We start from the raw sequence: 24,892 nt of genomic DNA on the forward strand, positions 1-24,892 counted from the left end.
TCACATGTTTAAAGCTATTTTTATAAAAATTAATTAGCCATGAATTTAAAAATTTGCATTGCCGAAGACAATTACTTTCTTTACAAAACTATACAAGAAAAACTTTCTTTTTTTGAAGATTTAGATATTAAATTCCATGCAAATAATGGTGCAGAATTAATTGGTAAATTAGAAGAAAATCATAATATTGACGTTATTCTAATGGATATTCAAATGCCAGAAATGGACGGCATAAAAGCTACAGAATTAGTTAAAAACAAATATCCACATATTAAAGTAATTATGCTTACTGTTATGGATGATGACGAATTTGTGTTTAATGCAATTAAAGCAGGTGCTAATGGTTATTTATTAAAAGAAATTGATGCTATAAATTTACATAAAAGCATTATAGAAGTCACCAAAGATGGTGCACCAATGACACCAAGTATTGCCTTAAAAACATTAAATTTATTACGTAACCCAAAAATTGCCGAAATCAAAAAAACTAAAGAAGAACAAGAAACTATAAAATTAACCAACAGAGAAACTGAAATTCTTACGCACCTTAGTAAGGGCTTAAATTATACAAGTATAGCAGATAACTTAATAATATCTCCAGCTACAGTGAGAAAACATTTAGAAAATATTTACAAAAAATTGCAAGTACATAGCAAAATAGAAGCTGTTTTAAAGGCACAAAAAAGAAAAATAATTTAAATTCTAAATTATTAAATACTTTTAAGATTCATCATTATCAAAAAACATGATTAAAAATTAGTCTTGGTATTTTTTTAGGAAGTTTAGTAGGTGTTTTTACAAATACTGTAATTGGTACCGATACAAGCAGTTTAAAAGATTTTTCGTAACAAAAATTACTGTAATCTTTAAAAGTACAATTGCGTTTCGTGGTTTTTATGCACACTTATCCGAACCTAAGTTTAAGGTGTTTTTTATTTTCTATAATAATTAAATAGGTTAACTTTTCTATAAAAAACTAAATTAATGGGCAAGACTTTTACACCCTTAAAATAGAAATATTTGAAAGCGTATTGTATATTATAAAAAAAGTTTACGCTTTTAAATTAAGCTAAATAAACCCAAAGAAAAGGGTTTGGCAATTATAGTTAATCTATAAGCGCTGCCACATTACCCCAAGGACCTCCGTTAATAACATCTATACCTTGTTGTGTTAAAAAATCTGTAGCTTGACCGCTTCTGGCGCCACTTCTACAAACAGCAATTACAGGTTTATTCCAAGATTTTATTTGTTCTACCTGTTGAGGTATTGTATTTAAAACAATGTGTTTTGCATTTTCTATATGCCCTTCATTCCATTCTTCTAGAGTTCTCACATCTAAAATTACCGCATCTTTTTCTAAATACTCTTTTATCTCTGCACTCATATTTTTTCTTTTAAACATGCTAAATAAAGCCATGTTATTCTTTTTTTAATTATTACACAAAGCTAAACCATTTTCTATTAATTTAGTGTAACTTTTGTTACTTTTTAGATTTTCTAAAGAATTTAAAATCATTCTTTTAATTGGTAAATTATGTTTTACAGTTAATTCATATAGCTCTAATAGCAGCAACCAATCTTCTTTATAATTTGCCATAAGATCTTTATAAATGGTTGTAATATTTTTTTCGGTTACTGTTTTTTGTTCTCTAAGATTTTTAACTTTTGTATATAAATTAAACAAAGCCAATTCTTGCTTAGAATATACTATTTTTTGTGTTTTTGTTACAGAAACTTGTGTGTCATCTGCAAAAGAATTTAAATCTGCTGCACCTGCATAAGCAGAAACCACTTCTTTACCAACAGCCATATCATAAACGCCCCACTCTGGTTTAAACAATATTTTTTCGCCATAAGAAACCGTACAATTTTTAAAAGAAATTAATAAAATTTTACCTCTTAAATCTCTTGTACCGGTTATTACTTCTCCTTTTACTTTTACACCGCCTTCAAAATCTAAACAAATTGTGTTCCCTTCATATATTTTATAAGCTTCTAAATCTCTAGGGCTCATATTTTCTATTGCAATATTTATGCCTTTTAATTTACCTACTGGGCTTCCAAAACCATCTTTATGCGTTTCTATTCCATGCCCAATTAATTCTTTATCTCTATTTGATAGTGCTGTTTTTCCAAAGGTTTGAAAATAAATAGGTTTGTTATTACCATTTGCGATTACCTCAGTAAAAACTCCAGAAACCTGCAAACCAGTACTTAAAACTATAGTACCTAAATTTTTGGAATTAATTAATTTTGTTATCCCTTTTAAACCTCCTGTTCTTATCGCCATTTTATTTGCGAACTGCTCTAAAACTAAGCTTAAATGCGCAAAATCTGGGGTTACAAATAAATGTGGTTGTGGTTTTGTAATATCAAAATTTACATTTGCAGCCTCAATTGAATAGGCTATTTTTTTTACATCGTCTTTTAAACACCAAGCACTTTCACCTATAGAAGACAACAAACCTGCTCCATAAATTTTTGGTTGGTCTAAGGTTCCTATTAAACCATACTCTACAGTCCACCAGTGTAAGTTTCTTATTTGCGCCATTTCAGAGAGTTCTCCCATATTTTCTTGCAAATATGTTACATGTTCTTGAGCTTGTTTTATATCTTTTTGTGTTGAATTAGGATTTTCTTTTAGTATTGATAATAATCTTATCGCTTCATAAATTTCAAAATCTTTTGCAGAAGAAATTGCTTTGGCTCCTATTTCTCCAAAACGTCTTAAATACTCTGCATATTCAGGATTTGCAATAATTGGCGCATGACCTGCTGCTTCATGAATAATATCTGGCGCTGGCGTATATTCTATATGATTAATGGTACGCATATCAGACGCAATTACCAAAACATTATACGCTTGAAACTCCATAAAAGCATTTGGCGGAATAAAACCATCAACAGAAACTGCAGCCCAACCAATATCTTTTAATATTCTATTCATACCTTCCATATGTGGAATTTCTTCTGTTGAAATTCCTGTTTTTGAAAGACCTTTTACATAAGAATTATGTGCAACCTTACTTAAATAATCTATATTTATGCGCATAACATACCTCCAAACAGCCTGGTTTTGTGACGTATATTCATTGTAAGGTTGTTTTACAATATACTTATGTAAGTGTTTTGGCAACTTTTTAGTAACACTATTTAATTTAAAGTGCATAACTTAAATTTTGTTAAATTATTCTCACAAAATTAAACAATAAAATACGATTACTATATTTATCAATAGTTAAAAAAACACTTTTATAACAATTTGTTAATTTTTATTACTCATAAATACACAATTAAAATACTTAATTAATTCTAAAAAACAAATTACTCACTAAAATGATTGCTAAATTATAGACAAAAAAAAGAATGCTTATTTCTTTTGGATCGTATTAAAGTTTTTAAAAAGTGAAGAAAAAATAAAACTATTTTCCCCTAAAAAAAGCAAATCAAAAAAAATAGAAAAAATTGAGCAAAAAACTAAAAAAAAGGATAATAAAAACTCTTTTAAAACTTTAGCCTATTTAGCTTTTGGTAGTTATTTAATTTGCTGCTTTTTCTATCTTATAAAATAAAAAAGACTATTCTAACAATTAAAATAGTCTTTCTAAACCTTCTTACAAACTAATTCAAATAATTATAAAATGGTTAATGTTTAATATAATAGACTACCAAACCACCAATTAGTTGCATGTTTTATTTAAAATTAACATTTTTTTAACGTTTTAAATTACGCTATCGGTTTCGTAAAATAATGTGTCTAAGCCAAAAAACTTTCTTATTTTTACTGTTCAAATTTAGAAAATGAGCAAGAAAGTAATCTTAATGATTTTAGATGGTTGGGGCATAACCCAAGACCCAAAAGTATCTGCAATTTACAATGCAAAAACACCTTATATAAATTCACTTTACACAAAATATCCTAATGCATCGTTAAGAACAGACGGAGAGCATGTAGGTTTACCAGAGGGCCAAATGGGAAACTCTGAGGTGGGCCATATGAATTTAGGCGCTGGTAGAATTGTATATCAGAATTTAGCAAGAATAAATAAAGCTGTAGAAGAAAAAACTTTAGGTAAAGAAAAAGTTTTACTTGATACTTTAAATTACGCAAAAGAAAATAATAAAGATGTTCATTTATTAGGCTTAGTTTCTAATGGAGGAATTCACGCACACATTAATCATTTAAAAGGAATTTTAGACGTTGCTAAAGACAATAATGTAACTAATGTTTACCTGCATGCATTTACAGATGGTAGAGATTGTGATCCAAAATCTGGAACCTATTTTATTAATGATATTCAAGAGTACATGAAAAAAAGTACTGGAGAGTTGGCAACCATTACAGGCCGTTATTATGCTATGGATAGAGATAATAGATGGGAACGTGTTAAAGAAACTTATGATGGTTTAGTAAATGGTATAGGTAAAAAAACAACCAATGTTATTGCAGAAATGAATGTAAATTATGAGGCTGGCATTACAGATGAGTTTCATAAAACCATTATAAACACTAATGAAGATGGCAGCCCAAAAGCACAAATTAAAGAAGGTGATGTTGTTTTATTTTTTAATTATAGAACAGATAGAGGAAGAGAATTAACCAATGCCTTATCTCAAAATGATTTTCCTGAATTTGGAATGAAAAAACTAAATTTATATTATACAACCATTACGCTTTACGATGAGAGCTTTAAAGGAATTAATGTAATTTATAATAATGACAACATTAAAAACACACTTGGAGAAGTACTTTCTAATGCTGGCAAAAAACAAATTAGAATTGCAGAAACCGAAAAATATCCGCATGTTACTTTTTTCTTTTCAGGCGGGCAAGAAGCGCCTTTTAAAGGAGAATCTAGAATTTTAAGAAACTCACCAAAAGTTGCTACTTACGATTTAAAACCAGAAATGTCTGCATACGAATTAAAAGACGCACTTTGTGAAGATTTAGAAAAAGGAGAAGCAGATTTTGTTTGTTTAAACTTTGCAAACGGAGATATGGTAGGGCATACAGGTATTATGGAAGCAGCTATAAAAGCATGTGAAACTGTAGATGAATGTGCAAAAGCAGTTATAGAAACTGGTCTTAAAAACGGATATTCTACACTTTTAATTGCAGACCATGGTAATTGCGAAACTATGATGAATCCCGATGGATCTCCTCATACAGCGCACACCACAAACCCTGTTCCTTTTATTCTAATTGACAAAGAAATAAAATCAATTAAAAGTGGTATTTTAGGAGATATTGCTCCTACCATTTTAGATTTATTAGATGTTAAGCAACCTAAAGAAATGACTCAAAAATCATTACTATAATTATGAGATTTTTTTTTGTAATATTTTCTACAGTGCTTTTTTTAGCATGCGGTGCCAACCAAAACATAAACGCAAGTAAAAAAGAAATAACTCACAAAAAAACAGCAAAAGATTTCAGAAAAAAAGCAAACCCAGCAAATGCAATAAAGAACAAAAAAGGTTCCTTAATTGGGTTTGTTAATAAAGGTTCTTTTACAGATACTGCTTACAAGTCTTGGTTTAATAATAGATACAAGCAATACAATACAGACAAGGAAGTAATTGCTAAAATTAAAAAAGAAATAAATAACTACACTATAAAAGGGTTTATGGGAACATGGTGTGGAGATAGTAAAAGAGAAGTACCCCGCTTTTTTAAAATTTTAGAAGAAACTGGTTTTAACAAAGATTATTTTGAATTAATTGCTGTTGCACGAGATAAAAAAACACCAAAAAAATTAACAAAAAGCTTTAATTTAATAAGAGTTCCAACTTTTATTTTCCTAAAAAACGGCAAAGAAATCGGTCGTTTTGTAGAAAAGCCAAGAGAAACTATAGAAAAAGATATTCTAAAAATAGTTACAGAACAAGGCTATAAGCATTCTTACGACACATCTAAATAAATGAAAACTAACAACTTAATTATTGCTATAGATTTTGATGGCACTATTGTAGAAGACGCCTACCCTAAAATAGGTAAACCACAACTATTTGCTTTTGAAACTTTACGCAAACTTCAAGCAGAAGGCTACCGCTTAATCCTTTGGACCTATAGAAGTGGTAGCGCTTTAAGCGAGGCTGTAGCTTTTTGTAAAGAAAATGGTATTGAGTTTTATGCTGTAAATAAAAGTTTCCCAGAAGAAGACTATAACGATAAATATAGCCGAAAAATAAATGCCGATATTTTTGTTGATGATAGAAATATTGGTGGCTTTATTGGATGGACAGCAGTTTATAAAAAGATTTTAAACCAAGAACCTCCACCCGTTAAAAAGAAAGGATTCTTTTCTTTTTTAAAATAAAACCACAACTTAACAATTCCTTAAATTATAGTAACTTTGCGGTTCAATTTTTTTAATATGATTAAAGTTAAAACCAGAGAAGAAATAGAAATTATGCGCGAAAGTGCTTTAATAGTTTCTAAAACATTGGGCATGCTTGCAAAAGAAATAAAACCTGGTGTTACTACTTTGTACTTAGATAAATTAGCAGAAGATTTCATTAGAGAACAAGGAGCAATTCCAGGTTTTTTAGGATTATACGATTTTCCTAATACACTATGTATGAGTCCTAATTCTCAAGTAGTACATGGTATTCCTAATAAAAAACCTTTACAAGAAGGCGATATTATTTCTATAGATTGTGGTGCCAAGAAAAATGGTTTTTACGGAGATCATGCCTACACCTTTGCCATTGGAGAAATAGCAGAAGAAACCAAACAACTTTTAGAGGTTACTAAAAAAAGTCTATATGTAGGTATTAAAGAATTTAAAGCTGGCAATAGAGTTGGTGATGTTGGTTATGCAATTCAGAAATTTACAGAAGACCATGGTTATGGTGTGGTTAGAGAATTGGTTGGTCATGGCTTAGGAAGAGAAATGCACGAAGAACCTAATATGCCAAATTATGGCAAAAGAGGAAGAGGTAAAAAATTTGTAGAAGGTATGGTAGTTGCCATAGAACCCATGACAAACTTAGGTACCCATAAAATAAGACAGCATAATGATGGCTGGACAATTACAACTTTAGACAATAAGCCTTCTGCACATTTTGAACATGATGTTGCCATTGTAAACGGTAAACCAGAATTACTTTCTACCTTTAAATATGTGCACGATGCTTTAGGTATTGTTACTAATGAAGAAGACGAATTTCGTCAATAAAACAATTATCAAAAAACCTAATGCTACCCTTTAGAATCTTCTTAAACCGTGTCTATTTTTAAAGCCATATTAAATACAATACCAAGACCTTTACTTATAAAAGCAAGTTATTGGGTAAGACCAATTATTGCTTGGCATTTAAAAGGAGATCAGTTTACAGATCCTATAGATGGCAAGTCTTTTCGTAAGTTTTTGCCTTATGGTTATGATAAACAAAGAGAAAATGCCTTATCGCCCTCTACCCTGTCTTTAGAAAGACACAGATTAATGTGGCTTTTTTTACAAAATGAAACTAATTTTTTCACTTCAACAAAAAAATTAAAGGTATTACATATAGCGCCAGAACAATGTTTTTTAGATCTCTTTAAAAAACAAAAAAATTTAGATTACACCACATCAGATTTAGAAAGTCCTATTGCAGATGTTAAAGCTGATATTTGTAACCTTCCATTTAAAGACCACTCTTTTGATATTGTTTTTTGCAATCATGTTTTAGAACATATTACAGATGATAAAAAAGCAATGCAAGAACTCTATAGAGTTTTAAAAAAAGGTGGTTTTGGTATTTTTCAAATTCCACAAGATTTGTCTAGAGAAAAAACATTTGAAGACAACACGATTACAGATAAAAAAGAACGCACCAAAATCTTTGGACAATATGACCACGTAAGAGTTTATGGTAGAGATTATTTTGAGAAATTAAGAAATATAGGCTTTACTGTGAAAGAAGTGGATTATACAAAAAAAATCGCTTTAGAAGAACTAAAACGATTTTGTTTAATGGAAGACGAAATTCTTCCTGTATGTTATAAATAATAATCGGTTATTTTTTAAATTTTCTTAAAAAAGCAGGTAACTTTTCTAGTGTTTCATCTCCCTTAATTATTTTATCTTGGCTAAAAATTCTATAAATACCATCTTCTATTTTAACAATTTTTGATTCCCCGTCGTAAATTGCACTTTTATCTTTAGGCTCAGAAACTTCCGTTCCGTTTTGGTTTATCCAAGATACCTCTCCTTCTTTAATACCTTGCAATTTATTTTCATAAAAAGCACCAAGGTATTCCAAATCAGAATCTACATATAAAACAGTACCATCTACAGAACATAAGTAAGCAAATACATTGTAACTACCTTCTTGATAAAGTGGGTGCACACCACCACCTAAATGACCGCCAAAATTGTACCTCTCTTTATCTAATTTCAACTCGCCATCTTTGTTATACTTCTTTATGATATCATTCTTTTTTAAAGCTTTTAAAACTTCTTCTACATTTGCTACTCTAACCACTTTATTTTGATTCAAGTCAAAAACTAATGGTTCAAAACAATTGTTAGGATATGTAACCAATCTACCATTACCTCTTGGCAGCATTACTTGACCGTAATGTGTAGCTAAAGGACTTATGTCTGAGGGTGGTGGCAATAAATTACCAGAACCATTATTGGTATTAAAATAGTAAATTTTTGTAGGATTTTTCTGTTTGTCTTGCAGTAAAATATAACCTTCAAAACTAGACGCGAAAGAAAACTCTGTTGCTTTTACAACTGTAATTGCTTTATCATTAACAATACCAAATTTTCCTTTATTTTCAAATATTGCAAATTTATTTTTATTAAAATTATAAATGGTATCTGCTATAACAGATAATTTTTCCGCCTGAATTGACCAAACAGCTTTTAAAGAATCTATTTTTCTAACTTCTCTCTCTTTTCTTAAACGCTCTTGTTCCTTTAATGCTAGTTTTTGTTTTACCTCTTTAATTAAATCGGTTATTGTAATTTGAGTACTTAAATTATCAGAAAAAGCATCTGATCTTTTATTATTTTCTAATAAAAAATATTGCTTAGAGTATTTTAAAGACTTTTGCAAAAAATCTAATTTTAACTCTTCTGTAGGTTGTAATTCGTATTGATCTAAATATATAGATCTACCCAACAACGCTACCTCTTTATCTGTAATTGTATCTATGTATTCTAACGCTTTTTCAAAAGAAATTCTGGCAGAAGCAAAATCTATATCTTCTTGTACTGCATTTTTAGCTCTTTTTAAAAAAACTTTTGCGAAATCTTCTTTAGATTGCGCCAATAAAGTAGAAGCTGATATAAATAATAGTACTAATGTTATCTTTTTCATGATAATTTTTTAATTTAACAATTCACGCGCAAGATAAAGAAAAAATATTTTTTTCTTTATAAAATGCATACCTAATCATGGGTATAATTTGTGAATTCTGCTAGATTTCCTTTTTTATCAATATAAATTAATATTACTTGCAAATTCGTTTTTTTTTGTAGGAAATTTTTCGATTTCTCTAAACCCATAGCCATAAATGCTGTTGCATAAGCATCTGAATCTGCGCAATCTAAATTAGAAATTACAGAAGCACTTAGTAAATTACTCTCTAAAGCTAATCCTGTTTTAGGATTTATAGTGTGTACGTATTTTACACCCTCTTTGGTAAGCCTAAATTTTCTATAATTACCAGAAGTAGCCATAGATTTATTAGACAAGTTTATCTTTTTAAAACCAGAATTATCTATTGCTTTAACAGGATCTACCAATTTAATTAACCATGGTTTTTTATTTTTTTTAAAACCTTTTGTTCTAATTTCTCCACCAATTTCGACTAAATAATTGTTTAACTTTTTTGATTCTAAAAAACGAGAAATTACGTCTACACCAAAACCTTTGGCTATTGAATTAAAATCTAAATAAATTTCTGGTAATTCTTTAACTATGAATTTGTTTTTAATAGCCACTTTATTAAAACCAACCCATTGCATTTGCTTTTGTACTTCTTGCTGGGTAAGGTTGTTCATTTCTTTTTTAGGTCCAAAACCATATGCATTTACCAAATTACCCACTGTAGGATCAAAATAACCATTAGTTTCTTTAAAAATTCTTTTTGATTTTTCAAAAACTTCAATAAAATAATCGTCAACTTTTATGTTTTTATGTTGATTATTTATTTTTGAAATATCAGAATTAGGCAAATAGGTAGATAATGATTTATTTATTTTTTGAAATAAAGCTTCTATTTCTGGTGTATAATTTTTTTCGGCATTTAAATAAGTTATTTTATATGTAGTGCCAAAAACAAAACCTTTTAATGTGTAATCTTGGGAAACATTTTCTTTTTTACAAGCAACGAAAAAAAGTAAAAAACAAAAGATTTTAATATATTTTATGACTTTCATGTTTAATTATGTTAGAGAAAGTAAAAATACGCTATAATTTTTTCACAAAAAATTTGTAAATACTATAATAATAAAACGATTTTGTTAAATTTGTGGCTATTAAACCATATACATATTCAAGAATGAAAAAAATATCGTTAATATTATTATCTGGAATTTTAGCAACATCATGTGTATCTCAAAAAGATTTTGTTGCTTTACAAGAAGCAAAAGCTAAAACAGATAGCGAACTTTTAGCAGTTAAAACCAACTTGCAAAAATGTTTAATTGAAAATGAAAAAGAATCTGCTAAAGTTTTCTCTTTAACAGAACAAGTTAAATATTTACAAGAAGACAAAAAAGTAGCTTTAAAACAGGTAGAAAATTTAACTGTTTTAACTCAATCTTCTTCAGATAACATTAAAAATGTAATTACTCAATTAAGTGAGAAAGACAAATACATTAATGGTGTTAGAAAAGCAATGACTCAAAAAGATTCATTAAACTTAGCTATTAAATATCATTTAACCAGAAACTTAACAGATGGTATACAAGATAAAGATATTGAGGTTAATGTAGAAAAAACTGTTGTATTTATTTCAATTTCAGATAAACTATTATTTAAAAGTGGTAGTTATAATGTAACTGATGGTGCTTACACAGTTTTAGAAAAAATTGCTAAAGTTGTAAACGACCAACCTCAAATGGAAGTTATGATTGAAGGACACACAGATGCTACGCCTATTAAAAGAGATTTAATACAAGATAACTGGGACTTATCTGCTTTAAGAGCAACTTCTATTACCAGAATTTTGCAATATAAGTATGGCGTTAAACCAGACAGATTAATTGCTGCTGGTAGAAGCCAATACATACCTTTAGCTGGAAATGATTCTGCGGAAGGTAGAGCAAAAAACAGAAGAACAAAAATTATAATTATGCCTAAATTAAATCAGTTTTTTGATTTGTTAGAGCAAGATGCTAAATAAATTTTAGTAATTTACAGTTTACAAAAACCACTCTAAAAAGAGTGGTTTTTTTTTGCATCTTATTTGGTGTATGGAAAAATTTTTAGCTTAACATCTAATTTTAAAACTACCTTAATTATTAGAAGAATAAAACAATATAAAAGTGAAAACCTATTATAGTTTACCTTTTTCTTTTGTAGTTGAATTTATTTTTGCCTTTTTACAAAACCTTTGCTTATCTAATAAAAAATAAAGTTAGCAAACGAGTTTAGCCATGATTGAAATGGCATCCTTTTTATGCTACAATAAATCTAACCTCTGTAAAAGTGAAAAAATTCCTTTTTTAAAATGATAAAATGTTGAAGTTTAAAATGCATAAAAAGATATAATGGAAAGCATGAAATAGCTTCAAAAAAAAAGATTAAAACAATTCTTTATTACTAATATCTAAATAGTTACGTTTTACAAATGCTAATATGGTTTCTAAAATTTCTCCCATATTATTACAGTCTTTAAACTTTACATCTCCTACATATTTTATTAAATGACTTTTTAAAAGCGCTACATTTTCTGGGAAAGAAATGGTGTCTTCTTTCATACATTTTATTAGACGAAAAGTTCTTCTTGGGTATGTAATCATTCTTTTTGCCATAAAAGAGCGTTCTTCTACTTTATATTGTACAATTGAGCTGTTTTGTAATTTTTTACCCACCATTTCTATCATTTTAAAGTTTTCTTTCATAAACTGTAAATTGTAGACTTTTAAATTTCCTTCAAAAGATTGCTGATCAAAATCTATGGCTCTAATTTTATAGACAATTTTATCAAAATCGTGTGTGGGAATTACTACGTAATTGTAAGAACGCATGTCTCCTAACAAACGTACTAAACACCGTTCTTTAAACTTTACAAACTCTTTGGCAATTTGAGATTTTTCTGTTTCTGTGCATTGTGGTAAAAAATCTTTTATAAAATCGTCTCCTGGAATTCCTGCAATATGCTCTTCTATTAAAGTGTCTTTATAGACCAAATAATTCATGTTATGAGGAGACAATATGTGTTCTAATTCTAAACCATAAACTCTAGAAGCATCTGCTTTTTTTACGTAGAAATAAGTAGAATTATCATTTAAAATATTTCTAACTTTTATTCTAAAAGGCTTAGAATTTCCAAAAGTACAATAGTCTATGGCATCTACATTTAAAAAAGGGATGGTTTCATCATTACCATCTGAATGTAACATGGTATAGATTTGCTTTAAGCTTCTATCTATTTCTTCTCTTTCGTATTGAGAATAGTAGGTTCTAACCCAAAGTGTGTCTTCATCGTTTTTATCGAAGACGGTTACAGAGCCTTGAAAACGTAGCAAATCGTCATAAAAAATGGGTATTTTTATGTTTCTATTGTATTTTTTTAAATAAAGATCTAACAAATTACTAACAGGAAATGTTGGCTTTTTCTTAGACATTAATTTCTTTTCTACTGCCATCTTAACGTTATTTTACTTCAAAAATAAGCATATTTAAATCAATTCAAACATCTTACCTGGTAAAGGTTTTGTAACACCTTTTAATTCCATTTGTAATAAAATAGGCGATAATTGAAAAATAGGAATGTTACACTCTAAAGAAATTGCATCTAAGACTTGTGCTCCTGTATTATGCAACAAATCGTAAATTTTTTGTTCTTTTTCATTTAATTCTACAAATAATTGTTTTTGTATAACTTTTGTTTTTTTAGGAATGTCCCAATTTAACATTTTTACAATTTCGTCTGCAGAGTTTAAAAGAAAAGCTCTGTTATTTTTAATTAAATTATTACAGCCTTTACTATACAAATCTGTAGTTCTACCAGGAACTGCAAACACATCTCTATCATAAGAATTGGCAATGTCTGCAGTTACTAAAGAACCTCCTTTTTCTGCAGATTCTATAATAATTGTAGCTGTAGCAATACCTGCAACAATTCTATTTCTTTTTAAAAAATTTTCTCTTAATGGGGTTTCTTTGTGCCAAAATTCGGTTAAAAAGCCACCGTTTTCATTTACTTGATGTATGTACTTTTTATGTACTTTTGGGTAAATTTCTTCTAAACCATGGGCAAGAACTGCTATAGTTTGCAAATTGTGTTTTATAGCTGCTTTGTGCGCACAAATATCTACACCATAAGCAAAACCACTTACAATAATAGGATTGTGTTTGGCTAAATTTTCTATTAAAGTATTGCAAAAATGGCTACCATAAGAGCTCATATTTCTTGTACCTACAATTGCTATAATTTTTTTACTATTTAAGTTGATGTTTCCATCTTGAAATAATAAAATTGGGCTATCTATACAATGTTGTAAATTTGTAGGATAATGATCTTCTAAAAAATAAGCATGTTTAATGTTATTATCTTGAATGTATTTTAATTCTTTTTCTGCAGATTTTATGTTTTCCGTATCAAAAAGATGTTTTATAACATGATTTCCAATTCCGTTTATTTTAGACAAAGCAGCAGGCTTTTCTTTAAAAATTTGGGTTACATCTCCCACATTTACAATAAGTTTCTTGGCTAAAATATCGCCAACGGCTTTACTTCTTTGCAAACGTAATATGGCAAGTAGTTTTTCTTCTTTCAATAGCTAACAATTTGAGAAACAATATATAAAAAATTTGTTGATAATTATTAACGTACTTTCTTTTTTAAAAGCCTAAAAAATCTATATTTGTTTCAATGAAATTAGCCAACTACATAAACGATTTACTGTACAGATATGATTGTGTAATTATACCTGATTTTGGAGGATTTGTAACCAATACCATTGGTGCAAAATTAGACCATAATACACACACATTTTATGCCCCAACAAAACAGATTTCGTTTAACAACCATCTAAAACACAATGATGGTTTATTGGCAAACTACATTGCTTCTGCAGAAAACATTTCTTTTGAAAAAGCAAATACACTTATTTCTTTAGCTGTAATTAAATGGCAAAACGAACTGCAATCTAAACATATAATAATAAATAATTTAGGTAGTTTGCATTTAAATGCTGAAAAGCATATTGTATTTGAACCAGAAAATAAAACAAATTATTTAACTACCTCTTTTGGTTTAACTACTTTTAATGCGAACTCTATAGAGCGCTATAAAGAACAAGTAAAACCTTTAATAGTTGCTACAAGCCAAAAAGAATCTAAAAAAGGGATACCTGTATTTATTAAATATGCAGCAGGCGTTGCTATTTTATTAGCGTTAGGTTTTTCTGGTATAAATGGTCATAAACAAGAGCAACAACAAAAACAAATTGCAAAGCAAGAAAAGCAGTTGCAAGAGAAAATACAATCGGCAACTTTTGTAATTTCAGATCCTTTGCCTGCACTAAAATTGAATGTTGTTAAAGAAAAACCAACTCCTTATCATATTGTAGCAGGTGCATTTCAATTTAAAGAAAATGCAGAAAAAAAGGTAAAAGAATTAATTGCCAAAGGTTATAATGCAAAAATTATTGGTAAAAATAAATGGGGTTTAACTCAGGTTACTTTCAATAGTTTTTCTAATAGAAACAATGCAATTAACAATCTTTACAAAATTCAAAAAACAGTTTCTAAAGACGCTTGGTTGCTAGTTAAAAAGTAATTAGCGTTTTTCAACTTCTAATGCATTTTTATTGGCCTGCTTTATTAGTATCTTTGCGTAAACTTAGATAACATAATGCAAGTAAAAACAGCGCAAGAATCTTTAACTATTTTAACAGATTTAGTTTTACCAGGTGAAACCAACTATTTAGACAATCTTTTTGGTGGCGAATTATTGGCTAGAATGGATAGGGCTTGTAGCATTGCAGCAAGAAGACATTCTAGTAGAATTGTAGTTACTGCTTCTGTAAACCATGTGGCGTTTAGTAAAGCTATACCTGTTGGCAGCGTTGTTACTATAGAAGCAAAAGTATCTAGAGCGTTTACCTCTTCTATGGAAATTTATGTTGATGTTTGGATAGAAGACAGGCAATCTGGCGCTAGAACCAAAGTTAATGAAGGTATTTACACTTTTGTAGCAGTAGATGAAACTGGAAAACCTGTAAAAATACCTGCAATTAAACCAGAAACAGCTTTAGAAAAAGAACGTTTTGAAGGTGCTTTAAGAAGAAAACAACTAAGTTTAATTTTAGCCGGAAAAATGCAACCTAATGAAGCTACAGCACTAAAAGCTTTGTTTAGTTAAATATTTTTACACATGGAATTTTTAAATCATTTTAAAATTTTAGAATCTTTAATTGTTATTATAATTGGTTTTTTAATAAGGTTATTTATTACTAAATCTCTTAAAAAAATACAGTTAAAATTTGGTTTTCAAAACGCTAGAATTCTAGTAACCAATAAAATAATTTCTATTTTAGTATATATTACTGTTATTGTAGTGGTAGCTATTATTTGGGGTGTAGATGAAAAACAATTATTAATTTATGTTTCTTCTTTTTTAACCATTTTAGGAATTGCCTTTTTTGCACAATGGTCTCTATTATCTAATATTACAGCAGGTATTATTTTGTATATAAATTATCCTGTAAAAATTGGAGACACCATTACTGTTTTAGAAAAAGATAATAATATTACTGGAGAAATTAGAGATATTGGCGCCTTTTTTATCACTTTAAAAACACCAGAGAAAGAATTAATTACATTGCCAAATGCTATTATTTTACAGAAAAATATTAAATATGAAATTAAAAATGGCAACTAAAACACCTGTGTAAACCTTACCTTTTTAAAATCCAAGAAGATGGGTTTAAACGAACTGTATTTTTAAACAACACAAAAATTAACTTTGTTTCGCCCGTAACTTTATCTGTAAATATTTTACCTAATTTTTGGCCTGTTTTTACCGTGTCGCCCACATTAACCAACGTATTTTCTAAGTTGTTATAAGTACTTATATAATTACCATGTCTTATTAACACGTTCTTTCTTCCTTCTGCCGTTCTTTGAATGGTTAATACTTCTCCATTAAAAATACTTTCTGCATACATACCAGCTTTGGTATTAATATGCAAACCTGTACTATTTAAAGTAATACCACCAATTGTTGGGTGTTTTTGTACTCCAAACTTTCTGGTAACCAAACCTTCTTTTACAGGCCAAGGCAGTTTTCCTTTATTCAACTCAAATTTGGCAACCAAAGCCTTGGCTTCTGGACTTAAAATAAACTCGTTTTTTGTTGTTTTTTTAGGCTTTACTTTTAATTTTGCTCTTGCCAAACGGTTGGCTTTTGCAATTTCTTCTTTAATAATTTTATCTATTTTTTGAGCAATTTTTTTCTCTGCTCTAATTTTTTGCTGCAGTTGTCTTTTATACCTACTTTCTTTCTTTTTAATAGCAGAAATTAATTTTTCTTGGTTTTTCTTATCGAATTCTATTTGCTTTTTTTGCGCTAATTCCCCTAAAATTAACGTGTCTTTCGCTTTCTTTTTAAGCAATAAAGAGTCTTTTAGTTTTTCTACTGTTGCTGTTTGTATAACAATTGCCTCTCCTTGCCTTTTCCTAAAGGAAGTATATTGTTTCATATACTCCAAACGTTTATAGGCTTGATAAAAATTCTTTGAAGACAATAAAAACAGCAACCTGCTTTGTTGTGATTTACTTTTATAAGATTTGTAAATCATGGCAGCATAATCTGCCTTTAAAGCCGTTAATTCGTTATTTAATTTGGTAAGTTTTTGTTGATTTTGTTGAATATCTTTAGCTAATAAATTTGCCTCTAAATTAATGGTTTTAATCAGTTTTAAACGGGTTTTAATTTTCTGATTTAAAACCTCTAAACTTTCAAGTGCATTCTTTTGATTTTTCTTAGTTTGAGATAGTAAAGCGTTTACTTGGGTAATTTCTTTCTTTAATTTTTTACGCTCTATTTCTAATGCTTTTTTGGTTTGTCCAAAAGCAGGTAAAACGCTTAAAAAAAGCAACAATGCAAATATGTAAAACTTAAATTTTACCACTATAAAATAATAGGTTTATAACCACTTGGTATTTTAAATGTTGTATTTATTGGTGTATTAAAAATTACAGATTTTAATAGAAAATCTACAGTTGTTAATTTATGTTCTTCCTGTGCTTTAATATTTATTTGTTCAGGAAAAAGAACTGCATTCACCAATTTATATTTAGGATAATTAATGGATAAGCTTTGTTTTTTTCTATTGCTCGTAATTTGTTGCTTAGTTAACTTAAAATGCTCTGAATTTATACTAAAAAAAGCATTAAACAAGCTAGCCTGTTGTTTAGGCGTTAACACATAACTATTATTTGTAACCGCTAAAGTTGGTTTTATAGTTTTTAGATTTAACATGGCTTGCCCTAAAAACAAATTTTGCAATTGATTAAAATTAATTTCAACACCTAAAACCTTTTTTAACAAAGTAAAATCGCCTTCAAAATACTTTTTTTCTAATGGCGAATAATAACTAACTTTTTCTGGTGTAATTTTTACTTTAAAAATATTAATAAACTTAGTTCCTTTTAACCAAATTACCTCGTCTTTTTTTATTCTAAGTTGTACGTTTATGGTTTGTTTAATCTTGCCATTATTAAAATTGGCCTTAAATTTTGCATCTACAGTTTCCTTATTAAAACGAACAGCATAGTGTTTTTTAATCACTTTTTTTGCAGTAATTTTCTTTACATTTCCACTAGTATCTGTAGCTGCTTTATTGGCTTTACAGGCTGTAAACAGCAACAAAAACAGTATCATATATTTTACAAAACGCATTTTAACCTTTTAGTTTTTTAGATTTCTGTAAGTATTTTTTTTCTTCGGATAAATTACCTAGAGCTTTATAAGCTTTTGCAATTTCATTATAAAAATTGGCTTCCATTGCATCTTCAATAACAAAATCTACACCATTTTTTAAAATCGAAATTGCTTTTTTGTATTCTTGTTTTAAAATTAGTGCTTTGCCATTCATAAAATACACCAAAGGTTGTGCAGGAAAAAGTGTAATCCCTTCTGTACTATATTGTAAAAGTTGATCAGGTTTTGCTATAGAACCTTCTAAAACCTGCTTTAATAAGGCAAAAGATTTATCCGTCTTAAAACGACTAATAATAGTTGCCAATTCTAATTTTTCAGTTTTCTTTGTTGGAATTTCCCTTTTTTTCTTGTTTCTATTTTCTAAACGTTCTTTATAACTTTTTAAATTTGAAGGCAAAGCGTTTTCGGATTCTAAAGTATTCATTAATGCCAAAGCACTTTTAACATCGTTATTTTGCAAATGTAACCTTACCAAATATTCTCTTTCTTTCGGGTTTGTTTCTATAATTTTTTGTTGGGTTTGTATTGCCTCTTTAAAATTTCTATCTCTAGCATTTACTTTTACCAAATGTTTTAGCATCCATATATTATTGGCATCTTTTTGCAATGCCCTTTCTATATATTCTTTAGCTAAAAGCGTTTTATTAAGCTCTAAATAATTTTTAGAAAACTCAAAAAATACCGTTGAATTATTTTGTAATATTTGATTACAACTTTCTAACAATTCAATTGCTTTTTGGTAATTGCCAATAGATTTTTCTGACAATGCTTTAAAAAAAAATTGCTGAAATTCTAATTCTTTATTTTCATTTAAATCTGGTGCCTCTGCTATACTATCTTGCCCGTTTAAAGTAATCGACAAAAGAAAAAAGAACATGGTAATACAAGTTCGTTTTAAACAAACAACTGCATTTTTATTCTTTTCTATGTAAATTTTATTTAAAATCATTACAGCAATTCTGTGTAATCTCCTATACTTACAGAGGTAAATTCGCCATTATATTTTGCATAATTACCAATCATTGCATTATCTAATTTTGCATTAACAATAGTTACATTGGTTTGAATTAAAGAATTTATTATTGTTGAATTTTCAACTACACTATTTGCACCAATAGAAACATAAGGTCCTATTTTAGTATTCTTCAAAACCACATTTTCTCCAATAAAACAAGGCTGAATAATCTCTGAATTTTCTAAAACAACATCTTTAGAAACTAAGTTATTGCCTGCTGCCTGTTCAAACTCTAAAACTTGTGTATTGGTAGCTACAGTTGGGTCTTTTTTACCACAATCCATCCAAGTATCTACAGTTCCTGGAATAAACTGCGCACCATCTTGCTTTAAGGTTTCTAAAACGTTGGTTAATTGGTATTCGTTATTTTCTCTTAAATTGTTATCAATTAAATATTGAATTTCATTTCTTACACGATCTCCATCTTTAAAATAATAAATACCAATAATAGCCAAATCAGACACAAAATCTTTAGGTTTTTCTACAAAATCTGTAATAATGCCATCTTCTAATTTCACTACACCAAAAGCACTTGGATCTGCTACTTGTTTTACCCAAATAGCTCCATCTGCATTGGCATCTAACTTAAAATTGGCTTTAAATAAAGTATCTGCATAAGCAACTACACAAGGCCCGCTTAAAGAATCTTTAGCACAAAAAAGTGCATGCGCTGTTCCTAAAGCTTCTTCTTGCACATAAACAGTACCTTTTGCGCCCAATTCTTTTGCAATTTCTAAAAGATTTGCTTCTGTATTTGCTGGAAATCCTTTTTTTGCAGGACCAATAATAAATGCAATCTCCTCAATATCTTCATCTATAACAGAAGCAATATCTTCTACCAAACGTTGTACAATTGGCTTTCCTGCAATTACGGTTAAAGGTTTTGGCACGGTTAACGTATGCGGTCTTAAACGAGATCCAATTCCTGCCATTGGTACTATTATCTTCATAAATATAAGGTCTATTTTTAAAGGTGCAATATAGGATTAATTAAGAGATATTAAAAATTAGAATTTTGGTTAAATACACTCATTTTAAAAGGGTTTTTCCTATTTTTTTGTTGCTAAAAAACAGATTATATGAAAGTAATAAATTCATAAAATACACAAAGAATCGGTTTGGTTTTTTGTTTCTTTGTAAAAAACAGTATTTGTGAATTATTTATCAGTAGAAAACATTTCTAAAGCCTACGGCGAACGCATTTTATTCGAAGACATTTCTTTTGGAATTAACAAAGACCAAAAAGTAGCTTTTGTAGCTAAAAACGGAAGTGGAAAAACATCTATACTTAACATTATTGCTGGTTTAGATGTGCCAGATTCTGGCCAAGTAGTAAGCAGAAAAGGAATTTCTATAGCGTATTTGGCACAAAAAGATGATTTAGATACCAGTTTAACTATTGAAGAAACCATATTTGCAACAGACAATAAGGTTTTATCTGTTGTAAATCAGTACGAAAAAGCATTGCAAAACCCAGATGATGGAGATGCTTACCAAACTGCGTTTGAATTGATGGAACAGTTTAATGCTTGGGATTTTGAAACACAATACAAACAAATATTATCAAAATTAAAACTTGAAGATTTATCTCTAAATGTAGGTAAACTTTCTGGCGGACAAAGAAAACGCTTGTCTTTAGCCATTGTTTTAATTAACAAACCCGATTTATTAATTCTTGATGAACCTACCAATCATTTAGATTTAGAAATGATTGAGTGGTTAGAAGCCTATTTTGCTAAAGAAAAAATTACACTTTTTATGGTAACGCATGATCGTTACTTTTTAGAGCGTGTTTGTAATGAAATTTTAGAATTAGATCAAGGTAAAATATACAAATACAAAGGTAATTACTCCTATTACCTTCAAAATAAAGAAGAAAGATTAGCTTTAGAAGCTACTAATTTAAGCAAAGCCAAAAGTTTGTTTAAAAAAGAATTAGATTGGATGCGTAAGCAACCCAAAGCTAGAACCACAAAATCAAAATCTAGAACAGACGATTTTTACGCAATAAAAGAAAAAGCACATCAACGCAGAAAAGACCATAAAGTTCAGTTAGAAATTAACATGGAACGTTTGGGTAGTAAAATTGTAGAATTGCACAAAATGAAAAAATCTTTTGGAGATAAAAAGATTTTAGATGGTTTTGATTATGTGTTTAAAACAGGCGAAAGAGTTGGTATTATTGGTAAAAACGGAACGGGAAAATCTACATTTTTAAACATGTTAACCAATTCCTTACCTTTAGATGGTGGTAAAGTAATTGTTGGTGAAACCGTTAAGTTTGGGTACTACACCCAAGCAGGAATCAATATAAAAGAAGGGCAAAAAGTAATTGAAGTTGTTAAAGAGTTTGGAGAGTTTATTCCGCTTGCTAAAGGTAGAAAAATTTCTGCATCGCAATTGTTAGAGCGTTTTTTATTCGACAAGAAAAAACAATACGATTTTGTTGAAAAACTTTCTGGAGGAGAGCAAAAACGTTTGTATTTATGTGCAGTTTTAATTCAGAATCCTAATTTTTTAATTTTAGATGAACCTACGAACGATTTGGATGTGGTTACCTTAAATGTTTTAGAAGAATTCTTATTAGACTTTCCTGGAAATTTAATGGTAGTTTCTCACGATCGTTATTTTATGGATAAAATTGTAGATTCTCTTTTTGTGTTTAGAGGTGAAGGTGAAGTTGAAAACTTTCCCGGAAATTATTCTGATTACAGAGCTTACGAAAACTCTTCAGTTTCATCTAAAAAGGAAAAAACGGCCGTTGTTAAAGAAGAAAAAAAGGAAACCAAAACTACAACCAAAACAAGTTTAAGTTTTAACGAAAAAAGAGAATTTGGTGCTTTAGAGGCAGAAATAGGTCGACTTCAAAAAAGAAAAGCAACCATTGAAAAACAATTTTTAAACGTAGAAATTGCACAAGATGATATTGCTAAGAAATCTGAAGAACTGCAAACTATAATTTCTGAAATAGAACAAAAAGAAGAACGTTGGTTTGAGCTTTCTATGAAAATGGAAGGGTAAATTAATTTTCTACACAATTTAAGATTTCTCTACGCAATCGCGTTTCAATTAAAATAAAAAAACAAATGCTATTTCCACTTTGTGGAGAAATCTTAATAAATAACCATTTTGAACATGTTTTCTTAGAATAGAGTAATATAACGTTTCTCAATTCCACTTTACTTTGTTTGAAATAACAAAGAATTAAACACTAACAATATCCTTAGCATTCAAAATTTCTTGATTGTTAAATTTTAATAAAACCTGAGCAACAGCAACCGTGTCTTTTTCGCAGTATTTTACAATTCTTTCTATATTTTTTTCTTTATAATATACTTTAGCCACTTCGCTCCCATCAATATCATCTTTAGGAGAAGGAATTCCTAAGATTTCTGTTAACAGTTTTAAAGAAGTGTAATGTTTATAATCTCCAAACTTCCAAAGTTCTAATGTATCTAAATGTGGTACTTCCCAAGGTTTTTTACCAAATAAATTTAACTTGTTTGGCAATTCAATTCCATGAACAATCATTCTTCTCGCAATAAAAGGAAAATCGAATTCTTTGCCATTATGGGCACACAATACTTGTGAAGGTTTAGAAAAATGTTTTTCCAAAATCTTTTTAAAATCTCTTAAAATTTGCCCTTCATCATTACCATAAAAAGAAGTAACTCTAAATTTATTTTCTACAAAATAGCCTACAGAAATGCATACAATTTTACCAAATTCTGCCCAAATTCCTGCTCTTTCATAAAAATCTTCTACAGCAATTTCTTCTTTGCGTTGGTAAGCCGTCTTTTTTGTAAAAAGCTCTTTTAGCGTTTCTGAAACATCTTCCCAATTTTCTTCTTGAGGTACTGTTTCTATATCTAAAAATAGAATATTGGTAAGTTTAGTTTTTAAATTCATCTTTTTCTTTTATCAATCTAAAGATAGTAAAAAACAAAAAGCTCTCGAAATTCGAGAGCTTTTTTTAAATTTAAATAGTAAACAATTATTTAATAACTAACTTTTTTGTAGCTATTTTATCATTTTCTTTTACTCTTAAGATGTAAACTCCGCTATTTATAGAAGATAAATTCAAAGTAGATTTTACACCAATAAAACTTGTTTTTAATACTTGTTTTCCTAAAACACTAAAAATTGCAACTTCTTTAGCATTATTGTTATTGCTAGAAATTGTAACTTCTTTATTCGTAATAGGATTTGGGTAGGTTTTAAAACCTTCAATTAAATTTTCTTTTACAGATGCTGTTGATTGTGTAAAAGACCCAACTGGAAAAGCAGGAGTTGCTGCTGCATTTGTTGCAATACCATCAAAAATATTTATTCCAGAATACGTCCAATCTGTGCTTGTAAAAGTGGTAGAAGGCATTTTATTTGATGCTCTGTAAGCCCAACCATCTAAAAAGTCCCAAGATTCTCCAGAACCATCTGTATTAATATCTCCAAAAACATCTACTACAACGTCATTTAAAAATAATTCAATAGCGTCATCGCCATTAATCCCCATAGAGCCACTTGTGTAATTAGGGGCAAAACCAAAAAAGATATTAAAATTGTCTACCTCTGTAGCAATGTAAATAAAAGAACCAGCTGTGGCGGCATCATTTGGAAATGTAAATTCCACACCATCTGTTCCTCCACCATTATTTGCGCTACCAATTCCGTAAATACTTAAATCTGCTATGTCATTTATAACATACAGTTCTACTCCTTTAGGAGTTCCTCCTGTTAAACCTGCGTCATAAGCGCCAGTAATCATTAAATCTTGCCCAAAAGACAACACACTAAAACAGAAAGTTAATAATAAAGTAAAAAAGTAATTTTTTTTCATAATAAATCATTTAAATTTGAATAACAAAGGTATTATTTTAACCAAACTTATTGTTACCAAATCATTAACAATCTGTTTATCAGAAGTAAATTCTTAAATTCACATATTAATAGGCTTAAAATTTTGCATCTGTAAATAAAAGATTAAATGATTGTTAAGAACACAAAAAACAAGTTAATAATTATTATTTTTGACCTATATTTTTAAAAAAATTATGAATAAAAGCGATATTAAAATCTTATTGGTAGATGATGAACCTGATATTTTAGAAATAATAGGTTACAATCTAAGAAATGAAGGTTACCAAGTTTTTACGGCAAATAACGGTCAAGAAGCAATAAAATCTGCTAAAAAGAACATTCCTCATTTAATACTTTTAGACATAATGATGCCAGAAATGGATGGCATAGAGGCTTGTGAAAAAATTAGAAAAATTGCTACTTTAGAAAATGTAATTATTTCTTTTTTAACTGCAAGAGGCGAAGATTACTCTCAAGTTGCCGGTTTTGAGGCAGGTGCAGATGATTATATTACAAAACCCATAAAACCTAAAGTTTTAATTAGCAAAATAAAATCTTTATTACGAAGATTAAAATCTAATACTGCAACAGATGAATCTTTTAAAGTAGGTGATATTGTTATAGATAGAGAAGAATATGTAGTGTATAAAGCTAATGTAAAGATTGCTTTGCCTAGAAAAGAGTTTGAATTATTTTCTTTACTAACCTCTAAACCGGGTAAAGTATTTAAAAGAGAGGTTATTTTAGATACCGTTTGGGGCAATGAAGTTGTTGTTGGTGGAAGAACTATAGATGTGCATATTAGAAAACTTCGTGAAAAAATAGGGGACAACCATTTTAAAACTGTAAAAGGAGTAGGTTACAAATTTGTTTTAGAAGGCTCAGATAAATAATT

Annotated in this window: 24 protein-coding genes; 12 read left to right on the forward strand and 12 right to left on the reverse strand. The window is 28.9% G+C overall.

Going from position 1 to position 24,892, the window contains the following annotated elements; genetic code table 11:
* Nucleotides 1–39 precede the first annotated feature (39 nt).
* Nucleotides 40–699, forward strand: coding sequence for a response regulator transcription factor (locus Q0762_RS10730; RefSeq protein WP_298766779.1), 660 nt, complete (start codon nt 40–42; stop codon nt 697–699).
* Between the two features lie 407 nt (nt 700–1,106).
* On the opposite strand, the gene Q0762_RS10735 is transcribed toward Q0762_RS10730, so the two are convergent.
* A complete protein-coding gene (locus Q0762_RS10735; protein ID WP_298766781.1) occupies nt 1,107–1,385 on the reverse strand; it encodes a rhodanese-like domain-containing protein in 279 nt (92 codons plus the stop codon).
* A gap of 45 nt (nt 1,386–1,430) precedes the next feature.
* Nucleotides 1,431–3,170: an aromatic amino acid hydroxylase gene (locus tag Q0762_RS10740; protein ID WP_298766783.1), complete on the reverse strand. Its 1,740-nt coding sequence runs from the start codon at nt 3,168–3,170 to the stop codon at nt 1,431–1,433.
* Between the two features lie 632 nt (nt 3,171–3,802).
* On the opposite strand from Q0762_RS10740, the gene gpmI reads away from it, so the two are divergent.
* Genes gpmI through Q0762_RS10765 form a run of 5 tightly spaced genes read left to right on the forward strand, consistent with a single transcriptional unit; the run spans nt 3,803 to nt 7,998 of the window.
* Entirely contained in the window at nt 3,803–5,320 is a 1,518-nt protein-coding gene (gene gpmI, locus Q0762_RS10745; protein ID WP_298766785.1) for a 2,3-bisphosphoglycerate-independent phosphoglycerate mutase, read from the forward strand.
* A 2-nt stretch (nt 5,321–5,322) separates the two neighbouring features.
* The gene (locus Q0762_RS10750; RefSeq protein ID WP_298766786.1) at nt 5,323–5,922 is read left to right on the forward strand and encodes a thioredoxin family protein; all 600 of its coding nucleotides are present in this window, start codon (nt 5,323–5,325) and stop codon (nt 5,920–5,922) included.
* Nucleotides 5,923–6,321 (forward strand): BT0820 family HAD-type phosphatase, encoded by a 399-nt coding sequence (locus Q0762_RS10755; protein ID WP_298766787.1) that lies wholly within the window; start codon nt 5,923–5,925, stop codon nt 6,319–6,321.
* Nucleotides 6,322–6,378: 57 nt separating this feature from the next.
* On the forward strand, nt 6,379–7,182 hold the full coding sequence (gene map, locus Q0762_RS10760) for a type I methionyl aminopeptidase (protein WP_298766789.1): 804 nt from the start codon (nt 6,379–6,381) through the stop codon (nt 7,180–7,182).
* Between the two features lie 48 nt (nt 7,183–7,230).
* On the forward strand, nt 7,231–7,998 hold the full coding sequence (locus tag Q0762_RS10765; RefSeq protein ID WP_298766791.1) for a class I SAM-dependent methyltransferase: 768 nt from the start codon (nt 7,231–7,233) through the stop codon (nt 7,996–7,998).
* A gap of 7 nt (nt 7,999–8,005) precedes the next feature.
* Here Q0762_RS10765 and Q0762_RS10770 read toward each other — a convergent pair whose 3' ends face one another.
* Nucleotides 8,006–9,319, reverse strand: coding sequence for a hypothetical protein (locus Q0762_RS10770; RefSeq protein WP_298766793.1), 1,314 nt, complete (start codon nt 9,317–9,319; stop codon nt 8,006–8,008).
* A 71-nt stretch (nt 9,320–9,390) separates the two neighbouring features.
* Nucleotides 9,391–10,383, reverse strand: a complete 993-nt coding sequence (locus Q0762_RS10775; protein WP_298766794.1) for an FAD:protein FMN transferase — start codon at nt 10,381–10,383, stop codon at nt 9,391–9,393.
* Between the two features lie 122 nt (nt 10,384–10,505).
* Between Q0762_RS10775 and Q0762_RS10780 the strand changes: the two genes are divergently transcribed.
* Nucleotides 10,506–11,351, forward strand: a complete 846-nt coding sequence (locus Q0762_RS10780; protein WP_298766796.1) for a flagellar motor protein MotB — start codon at nt 10,506–10,508, stop codon at nt 11,349–11,351.
* A 400-nt stretch (nt 11,352–11,751) separates the two neighbouring features.
* Here the strand turns inward: Q0762_RS10780 and Q0762_RS10785 are convergent, their stop codons facing one another.
* Complete coding sequence (locus Q0762_RS10785) at nt 11,752–12,819, reverse strand: hypothetical protein (RefSeq protein WP_298766799.1); 1,068 nt, start codon at nt 12,817–12,819, stop codon at nt 11,752–11,754.
* A 33-nt stretch (nt 12,820–12,852) separates the two neighbouring features.
* Entirely contained in the window at nt 12,853–13,953 is a 1,101-nt protein-coding gene (gene dprA / locus Q0762_RS10790) for a DNA-processing protein DprA (protein ID WP_298766801.1), read from the reverse strand.
* 95 nt (nt 13,954–14,048) lie between these two features.
* Between dprA and Q0762_RS10795 the strand changes: the two genes are divergently transcribed.
* From Q0762_RS10795 to Q0762_RS10805, 3 genes are all read left to right on the forward strand, one after another.
* A complete protein-coding gene (locus Q0762_RS10795) occupies nt 14,049–14,957 on the forward strand; it encodes an SPOR domain-containing protein (RefSeq protein ID WP_298766803.1) in 909 nt (302 codons plus the stop codon).
* 75 nt (nt 14,958–15,032) lie between these two features.
* The gene (locus tag Q0762_RS10800) at nt 15,033–15,542 is read left to right on the forward strand and encodes an acyl-CoA thioesterase (RefSeq protein ID WP_298766805.1); all 510 of its coding nucleotides are present in this window, start codon (nt 15,033–15,035) and stop codon (nt 15,540–15,542) included.
* A gap of 12 nt (nt 15,543–15,554) precedes the next feature.
* Nucleotides 15,555–16,061, forward strand: a complete 507-nt coding sequence (locus Q0762_RS10805) for a mechanosensitive ion channel domain-containing protein (protein WP_298766807.1) — start codon at nt 15,555–15,557, stop codon at nt 16,059–16,061.
* A gap of 16 nt (nt 16,062–16,077) precedes the next feature.
* Here Q0762_RS10805 and Q0762_RS10810 read toward each other — a convergent pair whose 3' ends face one another.
* The 4 genes from Q0762_RS10810 to Q0762_RS10825 are packed head-to-tail and all read right to left on the reverse strand — an operon-like array spanning nt 16,078 to nt 20,090.
* Nucleotides 16,078–17,280, reverse strand: a complete 1,203-nt coding sequence (locus Q0762_RS10810; RefSeq protein WP_298766808.1) for a peptidoglycan DD-metalloendopeptidase family protein — start codon at nt 17,278–17,280, stop codon at nt 16,078–16,080.
* 32 nt (nt 17,281–17,312) lie between these two features.
* The gene (locus Q0762_RS10815) at nt 17,313–18,083 is read right to left on the reverse strand and encodes a DUF4292 domain-containing protein (RefSeq protein WP_298766810.1); all 771 of its coding nucleotides are present in this window, start codon (nt 18,081–18,083) and stop codon (nt 17,313–17,315) included.
* A gap of 1 nt (nt 18,084) precedes the next feature.
* Nucleotides 18,085–19,074, reverse strand: a complete 990-nt coding sequence (locus Q0762_RS10820) for a hypothetical protein (RefSeq protein WP_298766812.1) — start codon at nt 19,072–19,074, stop codon at nt 18,085–18,087.
* On the reverse strand, nt 19,074–20,090 hold the full coding sequence (locus Q0762_RS10825) for a sugar phosphate nucleotidyltransferase (RefSeq protein ID WP_298766814.1): 1,017 nt from the start codon (nt 20,088–20,090) through the stop codon (nt 19,074–19,076). Before Q0762_RS10825 ends, Q0762_RS10820 begins: the two co-directional genes overlap by 1 nt.
* A 202-nt stretch (nt 20,091–20,292) precedes the next feature.
* On the opposite strand from Q0762_RS10825, the gene Q0762_RS10830 reads away from it, so the two are divergent.
* The gene (locus tag Q0762_RS10830; RefSeq protein ID WP_298766816.1) at nt 20,293–22,161 is read left to right on the forward strand and encodes an ABC-F family ATP-binding cassette domain-containing protein; all 1,869 of its coding nucleotides are present in this window, start codon (nt 20,293–20,295) and stop codon (nt 22,159–22,161) included.
* Between the two features lie 183 nt (nt 22,162–22,344).
* Here the strand turns inward: Q0762_RS10830 and Q0762_RS10835 are convergent, their stop codons facing one another.
* Both Q0762_RS10835 and Q0762_RS10840 read right to left on the reverse strand, forming a co-directional pair.
* Complete coding sequence (locus tag Q0762_RS10835; protein WP_298766818.1) at nt 22,345–23,049, reverse strand: 3'-5' exonuclease; 705 nt, start codon at nt 23,047–23,049, stop codon at nt 22,345–22,347.
* Nucleotides 23,050–23,134: 85 nt separating this feature from the next.
* Nucleotides 23,135–23,977 carry a T9SS type A sorting domain-containing protein gene (locus Q0762_RS10840; protein WP_298766819.1) on the reverse strand — a complete coding sequence of 281 codons (843 nt, stop codon included), beginning with the start codon at nt 23,975–23,977 and terminating at the stop codon, nt 23,135–23,137.
* Nucleotides 23,978–24,191: 214 nt separating this feature from the next.
* On the opposite strand from Q0762_RS10840, the gene Q0762_RS10845 reads away from it, so the two are divergent.
* Nucleotides 24,192–24,890: a response regulator transcription factor gene (locus Q0762_RS10845; RefSeq protein WP_298766821.1), complete on the forward strand. Its 699-nt coding sequence runs from the start codon at nt 24,192–24,194 to the stop codon at nt 24,888–24,890.
* The last annotated feature ends 2 nt before the right edge of the window (nt 24,891–24,892 follow it).

The sequence above is a fragment of the uncultured Polaribacter sp. genome (assembly GCF_947495205.1).
Classification (GTDB): Bacteria; Bacteroidota; Bacteroidia; order Flavobacteriales; family Flavobacteriaceae; genus Polaribacter.